General features: G+C 58.7%; 19 protein-coding genes and 1 tRNA gene. 14 read left to right on the top strand and 6 right to left on the bottom strand.

What is annotated here, in order from left to right:
• The first annotated feature begins 4 nt into the window (after nucleotides 1–4).
• Nucleotides 5–271 (top strand): hypothetical protein, encoded by a 267-nt coding sequence (locus ACQZ6F_RS19215; protein WP_449093993.1) that lies wholly within the window; start codon nucleotides 5–7, stop codon nucleotides 269–271.
• A gap of 25 nt (nucleotides 272–296) precedes the next feature.
• Here the strand turns inward: ACQZ6F_RS19215 and ACQZ6F_RS19210 are convergent, their stop codons facing one another.
• Nucleotides 297–1,232, bottom strand: a complete 936-nt coding sequence (locus ACQZ6F_RS19210) for an HNH endonuclease (protein WP_449093994.1) — start codon at nucleotides 1,230–1,232, stop codon at nucleotides 297–299.
• Between the two features lie 309 nt (nucleotides 1,233–1,541).
• On the opposite strand from ACQZ6F_RS19210, the gene ACQZ6F_RS19205 reads away from it, so the two are divergent.
• The 8 genes from ACQZ6F_RS19205 to ACQZ6F_RS19170 all read left to right on the top strand — a co-directional run bounded on the left by ACQZ6F_RS19205 (nucleotide 1,542) and on the right by ACQZ6F_RS19170 (nucleotide 11,552).
• The gene (locus ACQZ6F_RS19205) at nucleotides 1,542–2,714 is read left to right on the top strand and encodes a hypothetical protein (RefSeq protein ID WP_449093995.1); all 1,173 of its coding nucleotides are present in this window, start codon (nucleotides 1,542–1,544) and stop codon (nucleotides 2,712–2,714) included.
• Between the two features lie 502 nt (nucleotides 2,715–3,216).
• Entirely contained in the window at nucleotides 3,217–4,272 is a 1,056-nt protein-coding gene (locus ACQZ6F_RS19200) for a hypothetical protein (protein ID WP_449093996.1), read from the top strand.
• Between the two features lie 102 nt (nucleotides 4,273–4,374).
• Nucleotides 4,375–4,719 (top strand): hypothetical protein, encoded by a 345-nt coding sequence (locus tag ACQZ6F_RS19195; RefSeq protein WP_449093997.1) that lies wholly within the window; start codon nucleotides 4,375–4,377, stop codon nucleotides 4,717–4,719.
• A complete protein-coding gene (locus ACQZ6F_RS19190) occupies nucleotides 4,719–6,566 on the top strand; it encodes an AAA family ATPase (RefSeq protein WP_449093998.1) in 1,848 nt (615 codons plus the stop codon). Before ACQZ6F_RS19195 ends, ACQZ6F_RS19190 begins: the two co-directional genes overlap by 1 nt.
• The gene (locus tag ACQZ6F_RS19185; RefSeq protein ID WP_449093999.1) at nucleotides 6,563–7,348 is read left to right on the top strand and encodes an ATP-dependent Zn protease; all 786 of its coding nucleotides are present in this window, start codon (nucleotides 6,563–6,565) and stop codon (nucleotides 7,346–7,348) included. Before ACQZ6F_RS19190 ends, ACQZ6F_RS19185 begins: the two co-directional genes overlap by 4 nt.
• A 25-nt stretch (nucleotides 7,349–7,373) precedes the next feature.
• A complete protein-coding gene (locus ACQZ6F_RS19180) occupies nucleotides 7,374–8,324 on the top strand; it encodes a DUF429 domain-containing protein (protein WP_449094000.1) in 951 nt (316 codons plus the stop codon).
• 360 nt (nucleotides 8,325–8,684) lie between these two features.
• On the top strand, nucleotides 8,685–8,996 hold the full coding sequence (locus ACQZ6F_RS19175) for a hypothetical protein (protein WP_449094001.1): 312 nt from the start codon (nucleotides 8,685–8,687) through the stop codon (nucleotides 8,994–8,996).
• Nucleotides 8,997–9,221: 225 nt separating this feature from the next.
• Entirely contained in the window at nucleotides 9,222–11,552 is a 2,331-nt protein-coding gene (locus tag ACQZ6F_RS19170; protein WP_449094002.1) for a hypothetical protein, read from the top strand.
• Between the two features lie 20 nt (nucleotides 11,553–11,572).
• On the opposite strand, the gene ACQZ6F_RS19165 is transcribed toward ACQZ6F_RS19170, so the two are convergent.
• The 4 genes from ACQZ6F_RS19165 to ACQZ6F_RS19150 all read right to left on the bottom strand — a co-directional run bounded on the left by ACQZ6F_RS19165 (nucleotide 11,573) and on the right by ACQZ6F_RS19150 (nucleotide 15,331).
• On the bottom strand, nucleotides 11,573–13,675 hold the full coding sequence (locus ACQZ6F_RS19165) for a DUF6538 domain-containing protein (protein WP_449094003.1): 2,103 nt from the start codon (nucleotides 13,673–13,675) through the stop codon (nucleotides 11,573–11,575).
• Between the two features lie 156 nt (nucleotides 13,676–13,831).
• Nucleotides 13,832–13,905: transfer RNA gene (locus tag ACQZ6F_RS19160), tRNA-Gln, on the bottom strand.
• Nucleotides 13,906–14,142: 237 nt separating this feature from the next.
• Nucleotides 14,143–14,778, bottom strand: a complete 636-nt coding sequence (locus ACQZ6F_RS19155) for an NrsF family protein (protein WP_449094004.1) — start codon at nucleotides 14,776–14,778, stop codon at nucleotides 14,143–14,145.
• On the bottom strand, nucleotides 14,765–15,331 hold the full coding sequence (locus tag ACQZ6F_RS19150; RefSeq protein ID WP_077470469.1) for a sigma-70 family RNA polymerase sigma factor: 567 nt from the start codon (nucleotides 15,329–15,331) through the stop codon (nucleotides 14,765–14,767). Before ACQZ6F_RS19150 ends, ACQZ6F_RS19155 begins: the two co-directional genes overlap by 14 nt.
• 245 nt (nucleotides 15,332–15,576) lie before the next feature.
• Between ACQZ6F_RS19150 and ACQZ6F_RS19145 the strand changes: the two genes are divergently transcribed.
• The 5 genes from ACQZ6F_RS19145 (at nucleotide 15,577) to ACQZ6F_RS19125 (ending at nucleotide 18,379) form a co-directional block, all read left to right on the top strand.
• Entirely contained in the window at nucleotides 15,577–15,843 is a 267-nt protein-coding gene (locus tag ACQZ6F_RS19145; RefSeq protein WP_068390187.1) for a BufA1 family periplasmic bufferin-type metallophore, read from the top strand.
• 46 nt (nucleotides 15,844–15,889) lie between these two features.
• Nucleotides 15,890–16,174, top strand: coding sequence for a BufA1 family periplasmic bufferin-type metallophore (locus ACQZ6F_RS19140; protein ID WP_068390192.1), 285 nt, complete (start codon nucleotides 15,890–15,892; stop codon nucleotides 16,172–16,174).
• Between the two features lie 82 nt (nucleotides 16,175–16,256).
• Complete coding sequence (gene bufB, locus ACQZ6F_RS19135) at nucleotides 16,257–17,111, top strand: MNIO family bufferin maturase (protein ID WP_449094005.1); 855 nt, start codon at nucleotides 16,257–16,259, stop codon at nucleotides 17,109–17,111.
• Between the two features lie 8 nt (nucleotides 17,112–17,119).
• Nucleotides 17,120–17,875 carry an HvfC/BufC family peptide modification chaperone gene (locus tag ACQZ6F_RS19130; RefSeq protein WP_449094006.1) on the top strand — a complete coding sequence of 252 codons (756 nt, stop codon included), beginning with the start codon at nucleotides 17,120–17,122 and terminating at the stop codon, nucleotides 17,873–17,875.
• 18 nt (nucleotides 17,876–17,893) lie between these two features.
• The gene (locus ACQZ6F_RS19125; RefSeq protein WP_449094007.1) at nucleotides 17,894–18,379 is read left to right on the top strand and encodes a DoxX family protein; all 486 of its coding nucleotides are present in this window, start codon (nucleotides 17,894–17,896) and stop codon (nucleotides 18,377–18,379) included.
• A gap of 66 nt (nucleotides 18,380–18,445) precedes the next feature.
• Here ACQZ6F_RS19125 and ACQZ6F_RS19120 read toward each other — a convergent pair whose 3' ends face one another.
• On the bottom strand, nucleotides 18,446–19,402 hold the full coding sequence (locus tag ACQZ6F_RS19120; protein WP_449094008.1) for a phytanoyl-CoA dioxygenase family protein: 957 nt from the start codon (nucleotides 19,400–19,402) through the stop codon (nucleotides 18,446–18,448).
• Nucleotides 19,403–19,798: the final 396 nt, after the last annotated feature.

Genomic DNA, 19,798 nt, shown 5'->3' with positions numbered 1-19,798 from the left:
TCCAATGAAAAAGACCAAAATCTTTTTGCATGCCTTCGTGAGCCGTGGGGCAAATAAAGGCCAGATAATCTTCCCCCATGTTCATCAGGGCGGAACATATGTCGTATCGAAGACCCGCTTTGAAGATGACTATATTCACGTATCAGATCCGAGCGAGATCCTGTCTTGGCTTGAGAAGGGTTACGGCTTGCGGATGTCGAATCCTGAAGAGGGTGTGACGGCGCCGAGCTTGATCGCACCCCAGTCAATTTTTCGACCCGTCAGAATATAAGGCCGCCGAAATAATTTCCGCTATCTCAACCCTTGAATACCTGCTCGCGATGATACTGCAAGAACTGCGAATGCGGTCGCTCATCCGGTCGTTCTGGCACGAGCAGGCGCCGCTCCGGATTCATTAGGCGCAAGATCGTATCCGGCACGCCGGCGTTAGCGATCAGCATGCTGTAATCGTCATCCACCGAAATCAGGCCGCGATCGAACATCCAATGCACCGTCCCTGATAAGGCCAAGCCATTGCGGACACTGTCCGGGCCTCCATGCGCCACGGGACGAATGTGAGCCGCTTGCACTTCAGATCGGCCGCCGCCGTTGAAAAGCTTGAGGCCGGTCACGGCACAGGTGTCGTGATAGGCAGTCTTGATGGCGGCAGAGAAAGCGCGGTCCCGGAAAGGGCGTTGCACGACCTGTGACACAATCCGACGATCGACGCTGTCGATCTCGAACGGCATCTGCGGGTTATCGCCAAATCCGATGCGCGCCTCTTCTGCCGGATCTGGTGTCGGCCGTTCTCGGTCACGATTGCCTAGGATGTGAGCAAAGCCGGCCGCCAAAATCATGTCGTACTCGGCGTCGGAGATATTTCGGACGGCGCGGCCGAACGCACCTTTGTTGGTCGAGCCATCCTCTTTACGAAGGCCAGCCTCATAGTAGTGCTTCGCTTCCTTGAACGGCACCGAACGATCGAAGGGCAAGAAATCCTCGATGAGGGCGTAGAAATGATCAGGCCTTGAAGGATCTGCAACAATATCGACGATCCGCGCTGTCGCGAAATACGCCTGTCGACCCCCGGCTTGCATCAAGTTACCACTTGGGCGCCGAGGTTCATAATAGACGATCCAGTCCCCGCGGGCGGCTTCGATCTGGCGCAGGTAAGTTTTCGGGAAGTGATATCGCTGCTCGGGCAGGTCGTCATACGTCGGGTCAGACTTGGTTGTCAGCACAGCCTTCGTCACGCGAAATCCTTCAAAACGATAGTGCCATGACGCTAACAATTTAGAACTCACAAGGCAACGGAACGGCAGCAGCTTGCAACCTTTACGAGATTTAAATCTACTTGCAGATTTTAAAGTAAAAAAACATTAGTTTTCCGATTTTTCGACTTATTAAAGCAATTAACTAAGTCTAAAATGCTGGTTTACTTTATAAAATTGGCGTTACAACTTTTGTGATACATTTACAGTCGGCGCGCTTTATGCGATAATACATATATCAAGTCGCGACAGTGCGGATTGATACTTGTGACATCAGCAAGGATCTTTGTCATGGCGAATGGAAATACCAAGCGGGCGAAGCGCGCCCGCTTTGACTACGATGCTTACAGCATCGCCGGAAAGAGCATGCAGGCTTTGGTGGCTGCTGCCGCTGACATCAAGGCACTGGGCCGCAGAACAACGGAACAGGCCTTCGAACTCGGCGCTCTTCTCGAAGAGGCAGCGGCGCTTGTTGAGCCACGTACGTTCGGGAAGTGGGTGGAGCAGGTTTGCGACATCTCCGGCAAGACCGCCCGGAACTATCGGGCAGTTTCGAAGAACCTGGTGGGCTACCGTGATCGAGCGATCGAACTGTCGATCACTCCCACCGTGCTTTTCCATCTTGCCTCTGCATCAGAAGACAAGATCGAGGCCGCTCTTCTCTTCGCGGAAGAAAACGACGGTATTCACGTCAAGGAAGTCAAGGCGCTTCTTGAGGATGATGCCGCGTCGGCCGGAGAAGAGACTGATGAGTTGGCTGTTGCCGACATGGGTGGAGTTGCCGGCCTGCGTGCCCTCATCGACCTCAAGACGAAGGTCGGGATGGCTATGTTTCTTGAGCACGCCTCCGCGCTCCAGGCGGTGTTGCTGCAGACCTTGACCAGCAAGGCTGAAGGCAAGCGCCTTCAGAAGGGTCAGCTTCTCCCGTTGATCGAACCGGCTGCGCGTGTGGCGAAACGGAGCTTGGGCAATGTTCTGCTCCTTGACGCCGCGGGTGATACTGATGCCCGCAGGATCGACGAACGGGAATTGCCGGCTGGAAGCCGCTGGTTCAGCGTCTTCGAAACGCTGGACCATCTCGGCAACAGAGAGCGGTGGCCCGGCGCCAAGGAACTTGAGCTCTGGCTGAAGGACAAGGCGATGCCGACGCTTGCCTGGGCAACCACGCGGGCAAAGCAGCCGGAGTGGCCGCTGGCGTCACGCACGATCCCACAGCCTGATGCGCTGATGCGCACAGGTTTGGAATCGCTCGGCGGCGCCGTTCGGATCGAACCACCGGCACTTGTGCCGTCGATCGAGGCCGAAGGCGAAGATGACTTTGAGCCACCAGCATTCTTGGCGCGGGCAAAGCCGGCGCAGGAAGTTCCGAGCTCGAACGTGGTCTCGTTGGACCAGACAAATTCGCGGGGGCTTAAGCGAGCGCCGTGGGTGAAGTCCAAGGATGCGCAGCCTTTGGCTGACTGAAAAAGTAAAGGGGCCTTCGGGCCCCTTTTCGATTCCCATTGGTTTCAGGGCGATCGGGACGCGGTGGCATAAAGGTTCTACTCACCATCTCGTGCCAGCATAAGCTGTGAGCCCGTCATTAACTTTGTTCGGGCTCTGTTCTTTTTTTAATGCCAGGGTCCTTGAGATCCGCCTCGGGTCCTGCGACAAAGGATGCGGCTTCAGTGATTGAAGCTTAGCGGCCCGAAGCAGCGCGCCAACGCTACCAAGGGCCTGACCCTCAGCCTTTCGAAGAAGGAATCGGGCTATGACATCCTTACTGCCTTTTGCTTTCCGTTGTGAAGCATCTTGCTTGTACTCATCCCTTCAAGCGGTCGCCGACGCTCGTTCGCCTGTCGAACGTCGCAAGGGCTAACCGCGCCATTGCCTGCGATCTACGGCTGCCGCGCCGGACGATGCTATGTGCCGTCCGACGTCTGGATGCTGCCGTCGATCGCGATCGCGTTCTCAAGGGAGATCAAGCATGACCCAGACTACCGTCACCTCCGCCGCCTCTACCGTTTCGAACAACATGTCATCGACCGCGCGCCTGTTCGGTCAGCGTTCTGACGCCCGCTCGGAACCGCCGGTCCTGCGCCGCCACGCGCTTCTCGTCTGCTACCCAGATGTCGAGGCCGACTTCGACGCCCTGATCGACAAGGCCATCGCCGCGATCACGGATGGCGAGCCGGTCGAAGACGAAATCCTCGGCCGCTATGTCAGTCTCGGATCCATGGTCCGCGCCGTCTCGTTCCGCGAGGGAAAGCTGCTGGAGCAGGCTTTCGAGCGCTTGTCGAAGGTAAACACAGACCTGACTGTTCTTGTCCAGTCCCTGAAGTTGCCGTTGGTCAAGGCCGCGGTCGAAGCCGTGAGCGGCAATGACTGGCACCACCTCGAAGGCGTCCGCCTTGATTGCGAGGCGCCGGCAAAGGGCAGCTACACGCCGGACCTCGTCCTTGTGAACCGTGCCCGGCACGCAGCCTTCATTTTGGACCTGAAGCGTTCGCTTGCCTCCTATGGTGACACGACACGCCTTGAAGAGCTGAAGCTCAAGATGCTGGCGACGGCGATGATCCTGCCGGACTGGCTTTACAAGCATCACAAGCGCCTCATGGTCGATAACGTCGGCGTTGCGATCGTCGATGGTGCCAGCCGCCCGAGCGATCATGCAAGCGGCGTCTGGGCCTTGAACGAGATCGACGACCTTCTGGAGATCGATGGCGCGGCGGCCTGCATGCAGGAACTCCGTGTGCGCTTCGGTCGCCGTGTTCAGACGCTGCTTGAAGGTGAGGCCCGTCGCGCGCTTGGTATCATTGATCCGTCAGTCGTTCCAACCGCAACCGGCCCGTCCCGCTTGCGTCTGCGCCACGGCAGTAGCCGCTCGACCCTTGGCACGGCGTATGACGGCACCGACCCTGATGTGAATGGCATCCTTGGCGCCGACGATCTTCTCGACAAGGCAGAAGAACAGGACGAAGACGACGAGCGCCCCGCAGCGCGCATTCGCATCGGCTTCGCCCGCCGGCTGCTGGCCGCCTGACTCCGGCTTTGGCTGCTGCGGCTGAGACCGCGGCAGTCTCTCATCCTCTCTGTTCCTACACAACGCTGGCCGCTAGCACGCGGTCCGGCGAGGAGACCCTGCATGCCTGCAGACCACAATTCGCATCCACTCGGTCCAGTTTCCGGTTCCTCGCAAGCCAAGGTCGAGGTCCGCTCCATCAATGTCGCAGCCGTCAACGCCACGCGGGAAGATGCTGCCATCGTTATCGGAATGGCGCTTGCCTTTGCCCATCGAGGGCAGATGACCGGCAATGCCATTCCCTTGGCAGTCCTCAGTCGGCTCGGAATGCTGGCCGACCGCGGTGATCCTGCAAGCGAGCTGGTTTGCGACTGGTTGCGGACGAGAACGCAGCGTGCAGTCCGTCCTGCCGCCCCCACCGACGCCGGGGAAATGATTTCCGTTTTGAAAGTTGCGGAGGGGAACTGATGGATCGCCTCTCCACCTTCGTCGTTCGACGCCTTCGACATATGTCACGTCGCACGCTTCGCCGACGCGCGGCTCGTAACGGCCTGCTGTCCTCGACCGTCGTCATGATCGATGATCATCCCGTCACGCGGTACATGCCTGCGTTCGATGTCAATCGTCTGACCGGCGATGTTGACCACGACACACAGTGGATCCGGCGCGAATTCGCCTCCTTCCTGATCGAGCCACCCAAGGACCGGTCGGGCGATGTCGATCCCATGGCCCCGCCCTTGGTCCTGCCTTCTCATCTCCGGCGAAAGCAGCCTTCTTCCGATCGGCAGGCGAGTGACCGTGCCGCATATGCGATGCGGACAATCTGTGACGCCGGCGAAAAGCTTGGCGTGAAGCATATCATCACGGCACTGCTGCTTTCCGCTGCCATCCGGGACAGCGGCGTCGCGCTGCGGGACCTCGCGACCGTCCTACGCCGGACAGGACCGGTCATCTGCATCGACGTGCCTGTCGAGGGTTTCGAACGTGCGCTTCTGCGCATGGTAGAGGATACCGGCCTCGTCCCCTTTGGTCCCTATGTTGGCATGGCGGCCGAGTTTACCTTCGTCGGGGAATTGTGGGCATGGGGCGAAGCGGAAGCGCAACGGGTCTTTCTCTACGTCCTCGTTGATGACGATTCCCGCATCAGCCGGGGCACGATCCGCAAACAACTGACGCTGGCGCTGGCCCTCGGCTCGCCTGTCATGGCCGTGACCGAGGGCGGTAAGCCCGTTCCCGATCCGATCGATCTGGCCGCCGACTTGCGCCTGCGTGGAAAAGGGATGACCACAGACGTGATCGCTGATCTTCTCGAAACCATTTATGGCGAGATCGAATTTGATTATCAGTCCACCGTGTTGAAGATCGACGCCGAGATGCTGACGTTGGACGATCTGGCAATCGCCGTGCGTCCGGGTCGTCCAATCGAAACCAGCATCATGGCCCTCGGCCAACTCGCCGCCCGAAACCGGCGGGAGGAGCAGGGAGAAGAGGACGGAGAGGGACGAAAAGATAAGTCGGCGCGCAAGCTGGTGACGCAGAGCCCGACCGAGAACGCTCGCAAAGCAGCGGATCAGGACAAGAGCGCTGATAAATCCACATCGTCGTCCGGATCGAGAGGACGGAGGAAGGACAAGGCAACCGGGGCTGAGGTCATTGAACCTGTCTTGTCGCCAGACGCCCGACCGGGTGAGAGCAAACCACTGTTCATCGAGACCCTGACGGGCTATGGCGCTGCCAGGGACTGGGCGCTAGGCCTGAAGGCGGATGTCATCGATTATCTAACCGGCGATCTCGCCTGGTCGGCGATGAGCACAAAGTTGCTGCTTTCAGGACCGCCGGGGACCGGCAAGACGAGCTTCGCACGCGCTCTATGCAACAGCTTGCAAATGCCGCTTGTCGTCACCTCGGTCTCGACGTGGCTGCAGGGTGACTATCTAAGCGGCGTCCTCGACCGGATGCAGGATACCTTTGCCGAGGCACGGTCACGGGCGCCCTGCATTCTGTTTATCGACGAAATCGATGGCATCGGCCAGCGCATGAGTCCGTCACGAGAGTATGCGGACTACTGGAATGCTTGCGTCAACAAGCTGCTCGAATTGTTGGATGGAGCGGTGAAGAGCGAAGGCGTCATCGTCGTCGGTGCGACCAATCGGCCGAACGAAATCGATGAAGCCATCAGAAGGTCGGGACGCCTGGAGACGCACATCGAAATTCCACGGCCGGACATTCCAGCACTTGAGGGCATTTTGGCCCATCATCTCGGTGTCGATCTCGACCTTGTCATTGCCAATCAGTCCAAGGGAGGCGTCGAATGATCAGAGCGGACGATGGAAAGAAAAGTGGCGAAAGGAAACTGAGTAAGGCCACTGACGAAACCCATGGCGAGACTTGGCGCCAGGAAAACCTCCGACGCCTCGCCACGCGCGCAATGGGTTTGACCGGCGCTGACATCGAGCGAATTGTGCGAGAAGCGCGGCTCCGGGCACGACGCGAAAAGCGGCCATTGCGCTATTCCGACGTCGAAGCTGGCATTCGTGGCCATCGGCCGCCGCTGCGTGCCGACCAGCGCTGGCGCCTGGCGATTCATGAAGCGGGACACGCCGTCGTTCACCACGCTCTGCGCCTTGGCGCGATCAAGGGACTCACCATCGACACGGCCGAAGGTGGCCACAACAGTTTGGCGTTCAAGCAAGGCGGGTCGGAAACCGTCGACTGGTACGAGCGGCTGCTGGCCCTGCTTATGGCCGGCCGGGCTGCGGAGCTTATGATGTTCAAGGCGCCATCGGCGGGATCAGGTGGCGCCGAGCATAGTGATCTCGGTCGCGCCACCCGCCTTGCACTGGATATGGAGCAGGCACTCGGCTTCGGCGCCAAGAACTCGCTGCTCTATCTGGCGCACCGCGATCCTACGGCCGTCCTGAGCGTCAACGCTGATCTTGCAGCGCGCGTTCACCGACGTCTGGAAGTTGGACAGGCCAGGGCCACGGAGGTGCTTCTCGAACATCGCCCCGTGTTCGATCGACTGGTTCATGCACTATTCGAAGCCCAGGTGATGGACGAGCAGGCTGTGATGGACATCCTGGGTCCTCCCCCGTAAGTCTTTCGCACTTGGAGGTTTCGGTATGACTGTGGCTGTCATTGCGCATTGCGACTGGAGCATCGACCGCAAGAAGCGTTGGATGTGCGTCGCTGTGCGGCAAAGCAAGGGCTGGCAGGTCGCGGCGCCGGAGCTCGTCGGCGATACCACCGACCTCATGAGCAGGCTCAGCCGCCGGTCCGAAGTAGATGGCGCTCTGCTGATGGGATTCGATTTCCCTATCGGATTGCCGAAGCGCTATGGCGAGATGATCAGTCCGGCATCTTTCCGCGACGCCCTGACGGCTTTTGGGCAAGGGCCGTTTGCGCGCTGGTTCGATGTAGCCGAGCGGCGTCACGAAATCTCCGTTCATCGCCCTTTTTATCCGCAACGTCCCGGCGGTACGCAACGACAGCATCTGTACGAGGCACTCGGCGTTGATCGAGGCATAGCGCTGCTTCGCAGTTGCGAGCGGGCGACAACGGATCGAGGCGACGCGTGCATGCTCTTCTGGACGCTTGGCGGCAATCAGGTCGGAAAGGCCGCTATCACCGGCTGGCGGGAAGTGATCATTCCCAATCTGGATGATATCAGTCTCTGGCCGTTTGACGGCTCTCTCGCCGAGCTCTCAATCCCCGGCGCCACGATCATCGCTGAAACATATCCGGGAGATGTATACGGGCAGCTCGGTATTCCGAGGCGCCCTGTCTGGAGCAAGCGCCAGCAAGCAGGACGACGTGTCGTAGGCGATCATATGCTGAGCTGGCTGCGCAACCGCCCTCATGTAGGTGCGGAAGCATTGCAGGTTATCATCGCTGATGGGTTCGGCGCGGACAAATCCGGCGAAGACCGGTTCGATGCCGCGGTCGGCCTCCTGGGTATGATCGATGTTGTCGATGGACATCGACCTGAAGGAACGCCGCCTGACGGTGATATCAAGATTTGGGAAGGCTGGATCCTCGGCCAAGAGGCGTCGGCGCCACACCTTGAAACTTGATATACGTCGCCCGCGACGGCGATCGAATTGCCAGTAACGCAAAACAAATTGCGTTTGTTCGATTCCAAACCCTCCACGAACGATTCCTAAACCTCGGCAGTCGATTCAGTTTGTCAGAATTCCGATTCCACATCCCACGTAAGGCCGTGGGGAGGTCTGCTGAGGCAGTCATCGCGGTTGTTGGGTTCCCGGCAACTGCTTTCAATGTGCCGGCAACTCGAACCAAATTGCGTTGACGCGATTCAAATTCGCGAGAGATCGATTCAAAACATCATAAATTCGATTCAGCCGAAAACGGATTGCGCCGGTCCGCCGGTCCTCTGACCATGGATATGCCATCCAAGAAAAGAGGAGGAACACATGGCGCCACGACAGACACGGGAGCAGCGGAACCGACTGCAGCGCGAGCGGCAACAGCAGCTTCGGGACGAACATCTTCGCCATCGGCGCGCGGGGCGGGATGATTTCGCGCGGATACTTCTATTCCGTGTCATCAACGGTCTGGTGAGGACTGGGCGTCATCAAAAGCTCGATGAGCTCGGCTTCGAGCTCGTGTCCGAGCTGGTGAAGCAGGGTTTCGATGAGCTTGCTTGCGAGCGGGCATTCGACGACCTTGTGGGCCGGTATGGCAGGACGGATAACCCTTTCCGGCGGAAGGTACACCTTCACTAGAAATGCATTCTGTGCGCCGGCCCGCTCTGGGCTGGCGTTTTCATTCATGTAAACGGCGTTATCAATCCGGGGGCTTCTCCCCCCATTACTCCATTAAACCCCGTTTGAATCGGAATCGCTTTTCTGAAGCGACTAGCCTCACCCCGACTTCGGTTACGCCACCTTAAATCGTCTCGCATAGCACCCGTCGCCCGCGTTCGCGGGAATATGACAACAGCTATGTGAATGGAAATGACTGATAATTTTTCTACAAAAGCCTTTCAGCGAAAGATCGACGCCTTCTGCGACCTGAGGCTCGCGCCGGTCCTGCCTGCGTATGACTATGAACGACTGCGTCATTATATGCGCTCACTCGTATCCACTTGCCGCAAAGCGCCTCGCGACAAAGGCAAGACTGATTGGTCAATGATTGCTGACGCCTGCGGCGCCGATATCGCTATTCTGACAATCAACGCACGCTTGATAGATCCCGGCCTCGACGCCATAGGCCGATGGATCCAACGAGCCATGACCTCTGGCAAATCATCAGAAAAATCAGCGAAAGTCCCTGCCATTCGCAAAGCCGCGCCGAAAGTGGCGAGCAGGCAGACCGCCCAACCAACTGGCCTCTCCAAGCGTGAGAGTGCAGCCAGTAATCACACCACGGCAGTACCGATGTCATCGCGTAAGATCGTCGAATTCCCGAAACCGTTGTTCGACCTCTGGGAAGATCCATCAGATTTCGCAGAAGCCCTCCAACTTCATCTTCGACGACATGGCGAGACATACTGGGTCCTCCACCGTTCGATCGTTGGACCTGATGACATAACAGACAAGAAGACTTTGCTGACGTGGGTTGAAGGTCAGCGTGTGCCGCGCAGTACAGAGAGCTTCGACATACTCGCTCGGATCGAGCGGCGCTATCGGCTGCCCGTCGGTTATTTCAAAGCCAAGCTACCGCATCCTTCTCGTTCCGCTTCGGGGTTCAATCTGTCCGGCATCGAGCCTTCGGAACGGCGGCGTATTGCCTGGCATTTGCCGGAAGATTTCAACGCATTACCGTTTCAAAAGCGCGAGGAGATTGTCGACTGGGTCCGGCGCGTCATCATCAGCGGATCGACCGACTATAGAAAATTTCAGGCGGCCGCCGCAAAACAGCGGTATGCCATCCGGTTTCCAGGCGTGTCTTACGGTGGACGTGCGCCGCGCGATGGAAAGATAACCGTTCCTGCGAACTACGAAGATCCTGATCTGCTGTCGGGCGTGATCGAGGCGCCTCCGGCTCTTGCCATGGAGATGGCCGACCTTGTTCGGTTCAAGACGTCGGCACTCACTTCGGTCGGTTTCCAAAGGAACGGCGTCTGGGGCGAAGAGACGGCGTCTCAGAAGATCGAGCATCTCGGGCTGATGTTCGGAGCGCTGGCGGCGTCGCGAGACGGAGAGGTTAGAGGCTACGGTGTACCGCTTCGGCAACTGACCTTCGGATTGCTTTTATTTCCCGGCATCTGGGACTGGTATGTCGAGTGGCGCGAGACCCGCCGTGGTTTTTACACGGCATGGGAAGTCGATATGCTTCGGATCGCACTGGCAATCACAAAGGAAGGGACCGGCTGGCTTCGACAACACCCCGAGCTGCTGGCGCGCGTGCAACCGATCAGGGGTCTCGTATCTCAGAGCGAAATCGACTTCGCGAAGGAGGATTGGCACGGGGCCTGCGATGACTTCCATAAGCATGCATCGCATCGCGTAAAGGAAATTCAGCGGATCGCGCGCGTTCACCGGGATCCCTTCGAACCGATCATGCCGGTCCTCGAGGCGCCGAGCCCGGTTGGCGAATACCGTAAGATCACCGAGGAAATCCTGCGGCTTATGCCGGATGAGCACCGCTATCCCCGGCCGGCTGCGGAAGCGGTGAGAGCATTCCTGTTGCTGCGGCTCGGTTTACATCTAGGGCTTCGCCAAAAGAACCTGCGACAGCTTATGCTCTGCCCGAAGGGCCATATGCCTCGCTCGGAGCGCGTCCTCGAAAAGATGAAGCGTGGCGAGCTGCGTTGGAACGAACGCGAGAACGGCTGGGAGGTGCTGATCCCTGCGGTCGCCTTCAAGAATGCACACTCGTCTTTCTTTGGCGACAAGCCGTTCCGGCTGGTGCTCCCCGATCTGCTTGGGTTGTATGGCTACATTGACGCCTATGTGGACCGGCATCGTGCAGTGCTTCTCCGGACTGCCGACGATCCAGGCACATTCTTCGTGAAGACCGTCAAGACGACAAGTACGGATGCAGCCTACGACATCACAAGCTTCTACGAGGCATGGAGGCTCACGATCCAGCGTTACGGGATCTACAACCCCTATACCGGCCGTGGTGCCATCAAGGGCCTGCTGCCGCACGGTCCTCATAATGTGCGTGATGTGCTCGCGACCCACATCTTGAAGCAGACCGGCTCGTACGAGCAGGCGAGCTACGCCATCCAGGACACGGCCGACATGGTTGCCAAACACTACGGCCGCTTCTTGCCACAGGATAAGGCAGCGCTTGCAGCTCGCATTCTCAACCAGGTCTGGGAGGCCGCCTGATTCACCGCGGACGCCGGAAATTATTTCCGGCGTCTTGCCTCATTCTTCGGCTTTCGCGCCCATGGCGGGGGCAGCTTCTGCTGTACCCATGGAAGAAGCTGGATAGGCTGCGGCTCGATCCCAGCGGTAATGATCGGATATTTGCTGAGCGCATCCCGCATCAACGGCAAACCGGCAGGGTTGGTGTAACGGGTATTGGTTTCGCTTCCATCGCTAAGGCGTCCGGCAATGTCGTCAATAACTTCGGTAGGAACACCGGCCTGCTTCAACGTATCTGCCATGCCATGACGCAACGCGTGGATAGCGCGATCCCACATGTTGTCCCCGAGCGCCTTTTTCATGATCGGGCCGAAGACATCATAAAAACGGTCTCCAGGATCGTTTGTCGTTTGGTCGGAGAACAGATCTGGAAAAACGGCCTCGTATCCGAGCTTACTCAGCGCCGTGCAATAATCGACAAAACCTAAGCGGATCATCTCATCGGGGACTGGAAGAATTCGCTTGGATTGCTCATTCTTCAACCTGCGAAACTGATTTGATCGCAAGCGGATAACAAGCCCTGCCTCGTCTTCAGCAAGATCGTCCAGGGCAAGCCCGGCTAATTCTTTTCGCCGGGCGCCGAGATAAGTGTACAGGATCGGCAGGAAATAAATCCCGTCGTGATAGACAAGCGACCCTGGTTTTCCACGTCCGCGGCGATCGTCCAATGAGCCGGTATAAATCGGAGTAGAGAAGATTGGTTCTAGGTCGCTTGGTGTCGGTTTGAACTGCTCGGCACGGATTGACCCCAAAGGCTGCTTCTTCGGTCGTAAGCCGTCGAATGTCCAATCCGCCAGTTGAAAACCGTGGCCACGGATATGTGTCATGAAGCTCTGTAAGTTGGAGAAGTGCTTGCGGATTGTTCCGACACTCAGTCCAACTGTCGCCTCCTTTCCTTCCTCTTCAGCCTGTTCCCTTAGCTTCTTTCCCTCTGCTCTTAGCTCTGGTGCCGACATGGCTCTCATTCGAGCACTTTTGCCCCAATGGATGGGGATCTCATTGAGATGCTGCCGAAGTTGGCCGAGATGAAATTGCTCGATCTGACCCGAATGTTCGACGTTATGTTCCTCTAAAACGCTCTTCAGCATCCGGACAAGTGCACGTGCATCATTTGCCGACGCCTTCTCCCAGCTCTTGCCTTTGTTTGCGATGAGCTTTTCGCACTCTGACTCAAGATCAGCGACCATCACGACGCGAAGGGGCTTCTCCGGTACCTCGACAAAAGCAGGTGTTTGGGCAGGCTTCGGCGTGAGATCAAGAAAACGGATCTCCTCTGGTTCAACCGGTTCGGAGGCAGCAATCGGTGGAGCCTGGGGTTCGTGCAAGGTCTCAACGACAAGAGGAGTCAGTTTGACTTCTGCCGGAGCCTTTGAAGTCGCAGCAGTCTCCAACCTGGAGCCGCCGAAGAACTCGCTCTGGCGGCGCTCCGCCAGCGGATGTCGATCGTCGATATCAAGGAGGGCTTCCGCGCGTCCTTTGAAAAAGGCCTTCATCGCCTTTTCATGATTGATCCCGGTCTCCTCGATTCCGAACTGGGCCATCATCTTATAGACGCCATCCTGGAAACTACGGCCGTTGGAGACGTGGCGCTGTTCTCTGTAGATATGTGCGATCGCAGGGATGTGCGAAGCAGGCACGCCATTGGCGAGGAGATATGTTCGGCCGTTGCAGCCGTCATCTAACGTCAACATCAGACGGATGCCGTACATTTCAAGTAGCTTGTAAGCCCAGCCGCTTTCGAGGTCGTGTTCTAGTTCCTCGATGTCCTTGGTGCGTCCATTGCGCCTCGCCACGATGGCGACATCCTCCAGGTGCGACAACAGGTTGTCGCGCTCGTGTTCGCAGAGTTTCTGAAGTTGCTCCCTGGTCGTGGACATTGCTTCCTTCGAATTCATCTTCAGTTCGGCCAACAGCATGTTGAGCTTACGACCGATCGTCTGAGCCTTCTTATGGTCGGAACAATGAAGGCTGAGTGAAAGCCGGCTTCCGGCCCGACACCGCTTGAACGAAGCGGGGATGCGCGCGCGCCAGTAAAAGATGTTGCCGCGGCGGATGAGATTCTCGACGTCGTGGCGGACCGCCATGGGGTATTTGCCCTCGCCTGCCACCTGCGCTGCCGCCGCAAATTTCGCGTGGGCATCACCTGTGGGCTACAGTTCTGGGCATCAGGTCGCCAATGATGCCAAAACGATATCCGGCACGACTGGAAAATCAAGGAATTAAGGGGATTTAGAGAGAATTGGCTGGGGAACCTGGACTCGAACCAAGATTAACGGAGTCAGAGTCCGTCGTTCTACCATTGAACTATTCCCCAACGACCGCCAGACGATGAAATCGTTCGCGGCGAAGGTTGCGCCTCTATAATAGAATTCGCCGCGGATGCAAATACTTTAAAGCGGACAAATGCAATTTTTTGAAAACAAGGAGCGGGTCCGGGATAACAGGTGAAAGCAGGCGCTTCCAACTGCTTTCGCGGCGATCGATGTTCGCGCCGCCCGATAGGATCAACGCGGGATATTCCCAATCCGTTAAAGTTGGCTTTTCGACCGCGTCACCAACGCAGAATGCGCCGGCCGAGACCATATCCGACAGCCGTCACCATGGCGATCGCGATCGGATACCAGAGCAGGACGAAAAGCGGGCTGTCGTCCGTGCAGTTGGATGCGTAGAAGGTTGCGGCGATACCGCTGGCTGCAAGCCCCGCAACAGCACCGGCAACACCAGGCCTTTCCGGCGCGCCGTGGCGCAATGCAAACAGGAAGCAGGCAAGCGGCCCGATCGACAGCAGCGGAATAAGCGTCAGGCAAAAGCGGGCATTGTGCCCGATCATCCGCGCGCTCCAGCTGTCCGCCGGCATGACCGCCATTTCGACGGCTGCGGCTGCAAGCAGCAGGATCGGTGCCGCCAGCAACGCCCAACCCCATATGCGCAACGGCACACCGGGCCGGCCGATACGGAAGACGACGGCGCAAGCGGTCGCGGCGAGCGCGATGGTCACGACGAATTTGAACAGGAAACGAATGGTCTGCATTGCGGTGTCTATATCGGCGCGGAAGCCGATCATCGCAAAGAAAATGCCGCCGCTGATCAGGATACCCGCGACGACCGCCAAGGCGAGGGCCTTGCCGATCCGCGTGCGGACCGGCGCGTCCTGCGCCAGAAGATTGATGAGGTCATCGGTTTTCACTGGTCTCACTCCGATACAAGGCCGCAAGCACTTTCAGCGCGCGATGCAGCGCCACGCGCACGGCGCCTTCCGTCATCTTCAGCCGATCCGCCGTTTCCCGTACGCTGGTTCCCTCGACGGAAATCGAGCGCACGATCGTCTTCTGCGGATCCTTCAATTGTTCCAGCATACGATCGACGTCCAATCGCTCCAGGGCATCGGTCTGTTCTTCCGCCTCAAGGATATCGATCACATCGTCGATCGGTACGCTCACATGCCGTCCACGCCGCCTGAGACCGTCGATCAGCTTGTTGCGCACGATCGTCGATATCCACGGCCCGATCGGGCGCGATGCGTCCCAGGTTCCGCGCTTCAGGTGGATGGCAAGCAGCACTTCCTGAACCACGTCCTCGGCTTCGCTGGCCGGCGTCCCGAACTGATCGCAGCGCCGGCGCGCCATGGCGCGCAGATACGGCGTCACTGCGGACAGGAAACGATGGTAGGCCTGCGCATCGCCGCCAATGGCGGCGCGCATCCAGACTGCCCATTCCTCTTCGCGCGCCGAATGACTCACCCGACATCTCCTCTACGCAGGACCGCAGCCTTTCGTTACCGGCAACTGTCCATCTTTTTCAAGTCTTTTCGGCTTTTGGCCAAAAGTCCCTGTCCGGCAGGCAATCGAGGTGAAACATATAGCCGGCACAGAATAATTTCGTATCGTTCGAAAAAATTTCGCGTCGGCTGTAACGTCGCCCACGGACGCTCCGTAGACCCTGATGCAAGCCAATGACGGCTCGCATCCACCTAGGAGACAGATCCATGAAGAACAGCATCCTCACCCTGGCCATTGCCGGTTCGCTCGCCTCGGCGCTTGCATCCATCGCCGTCCCCGCTGCCGCTGCCGATTCCAAGGAAAAATGCTATGGCGTCGCGCTGAAGGGCCAGAACGATTGCGCCGCCGGCAAGCATGATTGCGCCGGCAAGTCGACCATGAGCTATGATAAGATGTCCTTCAAGCTCGTTCCCACAGGCACCTGCACCTCCATGAAGACCCCGAAGGGCCATGGCTCGCTGACCCCGGCCTGATCTGAGCTCAGATCATCGATCCATTATCTGTTGCAAGGAGTTTGTCATGAGCAGGATTTCAGCAGTCGCCCTCGCCGCCTCGGTCGCGACGGCAATGACATTGGCCGCCGGCGTCACCACCGCTTCGGCGGCCGACGCCAAGGACAAATGCTACGGCGTTGCCCTGAAAGGCCAGAATGATTGCGCCGCCGGTCCCGGCACCACCTGCGCCGGTACGTCGAAAGTCGATTATCAGCGCAACTCGTGGAAGCTGGTTCCCGCCGGAACCTGCGAAACGATCAAGACGCCGAACGGCCACGGCACGCTGATGCAAGGTCCGGCGCCTGTCTGACCAGACTGCAGTGACGCGGGGCGGCGCATGGTCTGCGCGCCGCCCTCCTTCCCGATCAAGCATGTCCAAGCGGAGGCTTGCAATGAAACCGTCAGAACTTCCCCGCCGTGCCGGCGTCGGCTTCAAGCCGGAACATTTTGCGACCATAAACGCCGCCAGCCAGCCGATCGGCTTCTTCGAGGTGCACGCCGAAAACTACATGGGTGCCGGCGGACCGCCGCATGCCCAGCTTGGCAGGCTGCGCCAGGACTATGCTCTCTCCATTCACGGCGTCGGCCTTTCCATCGGCTCGATGCAACCGCTCGATGCCGATCACCTGGCCCGCCTGAAGATCGTCTGCGATCGCTACGAGCCCGAAAGCTTTTCCGAGCATCTGGCATGGTCGACCCACGATACGACCTTCCTCAACGATCTCCTGCCGCTCCCCTATACAGAGGCAACCCTCGCCCAGGTCTGCACCCATATCGATGAAGTGCAGACGTTGCTCGGCCGACAGATGCTGCTGGAGAATCCGGCTACCTATCTGCTCTTCGAGGAAAGCACGATCGAAGAGACGGAGTTTCTTGCCGAAACCGTCCGCCGCACCGGCTGCGGCCTTTTGCTCGATGTCAACAACGTCTTCGTTGCCGCCACCAATCACAACATGGATCCGCGCGCTTACCTCAGGCGCTTTCCGGTACAATGGGTGCGCGAGATCCATCTGAGCGGCCATTCCGAAACCGTCGACGATGCCGGCGCACCGCTTCTGATCGACAGCCACGATACGCCGGTGAAAGACCCGGTGTGGGAGCTCTATGAAGAGCTGATCGCCCGCACTGGCCCGATTGCCAGCCTGGTCGAATGGGATAATGACGTGCCGGAATGGCTAGTTCTGAGGGCCGAGGCGGAGGCCGCCGACGCTATCCTTCGGCGCGCGGCCGAACGCCGGGCGGCATAGGAGCAGCCATGTCTCTCTCGACGCAAACCGAATTCGCCGCAGCGCTCGTCGATCTCGATCGAGCGGTTCCGGAAGGACTTGAAGCCTGGAACGGCTCGCGGCCGGAGCGCCGCTTCGGCGTCTACCGTAACAACGTCGCCGTCGGGCTGATCGGTGCGCTGACCTCGCGCTTTCCGGCTGCCGAGAAGATCGTCGGCGAGGAATTCTTCGCCGCCATGGCGCATGAATTCATCCGCCTGCATCCGCCGCACTCGTCCTTGCTGCTGGCTTACGGCGACAACTTTGGCGATTTCGTTGGGAGTTTCGAGCCTGCAGGCGAAATCCCCTATCTGCCCGATGTCATCAGGCTGGAAGTGGCCCGTGGCAAGGCCTATCACGCCGCCGATGCTGCGCCGCTCGACGCCGCCTTACTGACCACGGTCGAGCCGGAGGGTCTGACGCGCTTGCGCTTCGTGCCGCATCCCTCAGCCTCGATCATTCGCTCGGCCTTTCCCATAATTACCATCTGGGCGATGAACACCGGCGAAATCGAACTGGCTGATATCGAGGACTGGACGGGAGAGGACGCGCTCGTCGTCCGACCTCAGATGACGGTCGAGGTCCACTCTTTGCCCGCCGGCGGCGCTGTTTTTCTCGAAGAGCTTGTTGCCGGCGCCGATCTGGGCAGCGCATTCGAGGCGGCTCTTGCCGAAACACCGGATTTCGATCTTTCCGCCAACCTCGCCGGCGCGCTCGCGGCCGGCGCATTCATGGCTATTCGCTGAACGTCAGGGAGAACCGACATGCAAGAGCATATGATGACGGCCAGCGTGGCCGAACGCGAAACCGGGCCGCAGAGGCTGTATGGCGCCCTCAGGCTTCTCAACCGCATTCCCCACGATCTGATCGCGCTTGTCGCGCGCCTGTCGATTGCCGCCGTCTTCTGGCAGTCCGGCCAGACCAAGGTGGATGGCTGGCATGTGACCGACAATGCCGTCTATCTGTTCCAGACGGAATACAAGTTGCCCTTCATCGATCCGTGGATCGCCGCCCATATCTCGGCCTTCAGCGAACATTTCTTTCCGTTCCTGCTGGTCATCGGCTTCGCAAGCCGGCTGTCGGCGCTGGCCCTGCTGGGCATGACGCTCGTCATCGAGATATTCGTCTATCCCGATGCCTGGCCGACACACGGTACATGGGCAACCTGTTTCCTGGTGATCATCGCCGGCGGCCCGGGCCGTATCGCGCTCGACCATTTCATCGCAAAGCGGTTCGGTCGCTCCGCATAAGACTGAGCGGCAGGAGCGCCGGTCGACGGCGCTCCACAGCATGGCTTCCATAAAGCAATCCGCAGCCTATCGCAGGACGGGCTCCCCATGGAAACGTCGCTGCGACGGCTTCGAGACGCCGAAGCCGACTTCCATCATCAAGCGCGGCTTCTGCGTGGGAACCGTGCCCATGTGGAAACCAAAGGGATCTTCCACAAAGCCCGAGCCAGCCTTGCCGGTCAGTGTCACCGCACTCGCTTTGCCATAATAATCGAGCACTTCGTCCGCCGAATGCCCGACAAGCAGGGTAAGCTGATGCTTGACGCGCCGCCGCCTGTGGCTGCCCTTGACGAAGACGTGCGGACCGGTGCCCTCGTCCACATCGACCAGGTTGAAGAAGAACTTCAGCATTCGCCAGTCGTCGAGATCGAAGTGATATTTATCGAGCGACGCCATGCTTCTATCCGCTTCCGAAGCCTGCGTCGGAAAGCTCCACCAGATGCGCGTGGTGATCACCTTGGCCTGGCCGCCCAGATATTGCCGGGCAACATCGATCAGCAACGGATCCCGCTGAACCGCCATGACGGCCGCGCAATCGAGCGAACGCTCGAAGAAATGCCCGGAAAGGATCGGGCGCTCGAAACGGGCCTCCGCCTCCTTGTGTTCACCTGCGGCGAATTCGAGCTTGCGATTGAAATTGCCGAAGCAGCCCGTGGTCTGGGCGAATTCGGTGATCTCACGATGGATATGATCAGGCAGCATCAGGCCCGAATAGATGCCGTCCGTCCGCAATGCATTGACGACGGTGCTGCGTTCGAGCCCGCCGAACATGGAGGCACCGGAAACGGGAAGCGTGACGGGCTGCCTGGTGGCAAACCAATGCATCCGCCGAAACGGCAATGTCCGCGCCAGCAGGAACATCGGCAACCAGGCCGGATTTTCCCGAAGATCGGTCAGGTAAGTCGGTATCCTAACAGCCATTCGCTTGAAGCGACCGCCCTGCCTGGCGATGGACTCCAAGTCCTTTGCCGGGGAATTGTGCATAGCTATCCTTTCTGCACACGTGCAAACCCATGGCAACAGGCCCAACATCCTGTTGAGTTAATTCTTTGAACCTAAACATTTATTCGCGGCAGTGGGGTCTCTGCTGCACTGCGGCAGATAGAAGCCGGACGACCTCGGTCAAGGGGGCGGAAATTCACAATCTTGATTTAAACGGTAGAATTTTCCGCTTTGGCACGCAGGGCTTTCGAAAACGTTTTTGAGAGCGCACGGATCAGTTGTTTTCCGGGTTTTCTGGCTCGAAAATCACCCGACTTGATACATCCAGAAACATTTCATTTGCCGTTGCTTAGGACAATCGCGCTATTAGAGAGTGAGCAAGCGCATGCAGAACGACGACATCGAAACGGCGCGGCAATACGATTTGACGGCGGTTCC

The organism is Rhizobium sp. A22-96 (assembly GCF_053521805.1).
Note: the sequence above shows the minus strand (reverse complement) of the source record. Positions and strands in the feature narration are given on the sequence as shown.